The organism is Spirulina sp. LEGE 11439 (assembly GCF_059821285.1).
In genome coordinates, this window is record NZ_JCAMRX010000013.1 from 1 (window position 1) to 2,904 (window position 2,904).

Sequence of the window (2,904 nt, forward strand, 5' to 3'; positions counted from 1 at the left end):
GTAGCAAGTAATTATGAAAAACTTGTGAAGGGCTATCCAGAGACAGAGAACTGTGTGACGATTTCAGCACAAAGATCCCTCTCGGCAGCGATCGGCGAATTGCTTGATTTCTCGGTAGTCCTAAACAGATAAGGATGAGTTGTAGTAATGAATAAAGAGCCAAATAGCACCAATATGATTTTCCAGCTTTTTAGAAAAAGAGAGAGTTTTTCTCACCAAACGAGAAATGCGTTATTGACATCAATAGCCAGCCAAATCCATCTAAATGTTGCGAGGGGACTCCCGTTAGAATCTTTGATTTAACGGGAGAGGAATCGCGACCAATAAAGAAAATCGAGCAAGGCGAGTCATTGTTTAAATGCGTATTCATAGCCGTCTGCATGATGAATAGTCTTCAAATATTTAGGATGAACGTCGAAAGGTTTATTTCCTGATGTAGATAGTCGAAAAGAAGGACGAAATCGAATCGCAATACGACCGACATAATTGCCTGCATACTTTCCTTTCGGAATAGAGGCTTTGACAATATCGCCTGTTTGGAATTCTTGGAAAAATTTAGCTTTAGGTGCGTGTGCTTTGGGAAAACCGTATTTATCTGGACGGCATCGCTGCCTTATTCCGTGACCTTTGGCAGCAATTAAAAGAGGCTTTTTCACCTCAATAATGAGTTGCTCTGGTGTTGATTTTCCTACACAAGCAGCATCTAACCAGTGAATTTTAGAAAGGTTCTGGCGAGTACGATTAAACTTAGTCGTTCCTCCTGTTCCAACCTCGACAGGCAAACCAGTTGCCTTCAACTCTTCGTATAACTTCCAACGAGTCGAGTTAACGGCTGCTGCATCTTTTAAAGGTGCTTTTACTTGTCCAAGAATACGTTTCAGAATGTCTGGTTTGCCCGACAAGAACTGTTCGACTTCTTGATTGCTTTTAGCTTGATTACAAGGATGGCAAGCGAGAGTTAAATTGCTGACTCGATTGACCCAAGTTATGATGTTATGAACCCGCGACATTAAACTAGGTGCAAGCCATCCTTTGGGACATTTTCTGTTGAGAAATCGGGGTTTTCTATACCGCGTTTTGCGGCTACGTCGCCCTCTTCTTAACTGTCGTCTTGAGGTTAAAGCATCCCGAATTTGTTGGCCGCGATGAGTCAATTCCGCTCCCCAAATGACGAAATTTCTTTGCAGGATTGCAATTCCTGTCGTCCTCGAACCGGGGTCTATCTTTAACTGGCAATCGTTAACTTCTCCTCCTTCTACATCCTGTAAAATAATGGTGAATGGAAACCGTTTAAACACCTTGGCTCGTCCCGATTTGAGCAATTTTCTCACTCTAGCGGGATGAGTTGGGTTTAACGGTTTCTTGTTTTTATCCAATACAAAAACTCGCATGAGTTAACTCCTATTGCTAGGGTAAATTTTGCCTCGTCAATGTTATCTAGGCTTTTTAGGTTAATAACACTTCCTTAACTCTTTACGGATGTTTAATTGTTAACGAAAGAGCCGAAAGCTGGCACGTACTTACGGGTTTCATGACCTAGATAACGGAGTTCTCAAGGAACTTAGACTGGTCAGGTTAGAGCTTTAGGTCTCCCTCAAGCTCCCGCTAGAACGCTCAAGCGTTTAGCGGTGAGTTCCTGACTGTTTATTGCCTTTTTTTCCGACAAATGACCACATTTCATCACACTGAATACTGAATAATTATGCGTCCCCCTTTTTTATTTTATCATTACTTCTTCAGGAGTACCCTGAATTATTCACTCAAAAGGGCTTCCACAAATTCATAACTGGAAAAGGGGCGTAAATCTTCAATTCCTTCCCCAGCACCGACAAAGCGAATGGGTAAATTTAACTGTTTGGCAACGGCTAAAGCAACGCCTCCTTTGGCACTGCTATCGAGTTTTGTCAAAACAACCCCGCTTAACTTCGCAGATTCAGAAAAGACCTGTGCTTGACGCAGACCATTTTGTCCTAATGTTGCATCTAAAACTAATAAGGATTCTACTGTTGCATTGGGGGCTTTTTTATCAATAATACGGCGAATTTTAGCCAATTCTGCCATTAAATTCTTTTTGTTTTGCAAGCGTCCGGCAGTGTCTACTAAGAGAAGGCGAACATCTCGAGAATTTGCGGCATTAATGGCATCGTAAACTACAGCCGCCGGATCGGTATTTTTTCCGGGGTTGGCAATAACTTGCGTTTGCGATCGCTCTCCCCAAATCGTTACTTGTTCTACTGCCGCCGCGCGAAAGGTGTCCGCCGCCGCGATAATACAGCTATAGCCGGATTGTTTGGCCAGATGCGCTAATTTCCCAATGGTGGTAGTTTTTCCCGCGCCATTGACCCCTGTCATCAACCAGATATTTAAACCCTCTTCTTCAGGAACGAGGGCCGCATTTTCGGGATCGGGAAGGGGTTTATCTAATAAGTTACAAAGAATGGTTTTTAAATAGGCGATCGCTTCCTCGGGAGGTAAGGCTTCTTCGCGCAATTTTTCCTGTAGGGTTTCGATAATATACTCAGTGGCTTCGACCCCCACATCGGCTTGCAGGAGTAACGCCTCAATTTCCATGACCGCATCTTCATTGAGGGGGCCTTGGCCGACAACGGCTTTGAGTTGATTGATCAAACTGCGGCGCGTTTTTCCCAGTCCTTCTCGCAAGCGTTTGAGCCAGCTTATTTCCTCGAGAGAAACATCTTCAGGTCGCCTCCCTTGTTCGGCCAATACTTTAGCCGACCAAACAAAATCCTCGTCAAAGTCAACGGGAGGTGCGCGTTTCACCTCGGGTTCGGGGGTCTCGATCGCCGTTTCTTTTAATCGTTCCAGTGCATCGGATTTTTGCATCCATGCTGGAGTTGAAACGGTTTCAGATACGGGTTCTACGTCTATTTCTGGAGTTGAAAC

The 2,904-nt window shown here is 44.1% G+C and carries 2 protein-coding genes and 1 pseudogene; all 3 read right to left on the reverse strand.

Translation table 11 applies throughout. The annotated features are described in order from the left end of the window. Positions 1-120 precede the first annotated feature (120 nt). A pseudogene (locus AC6RV6_RS11225) lies at positions 121-231 on the reverse strand (IS1 family transposase); the annotation flags it as partial. A gap of 116 nt (positions 232-347) precedes the next feature. Further along, complete coding sequence (gene iscB / locus AC6RV6_RS11230) at positions 348-1,391, reverse strand: RNA-guided endonuclease IscB (protein WP_500240931.1); 1,044 nt, start codon at positions 1,389-1,391, stop codon at positions 348-350. 361 nt (positions 1,392-1,752) lie between these two features. After that, positions 1,753-2,904, reverse strand: a 1,152-nt coding sequence (gene ftsY, locus AC6RV6_RS11235; protein ID WP_500240932.1) for a signal recognition particle-docking protein FtsY, incomplete at its 5' end; no start/stop codon positions are given.

Bases quoted from the DNA above. Each gene is read 5' to 3' on its own strand.
- iscB (WP_500240931.1), bottom strand. From the start codon at position 1,391: ATGCGAGTTTTTGTATTGGATAAAAACAAGAAACCGTTAAACCCAACT.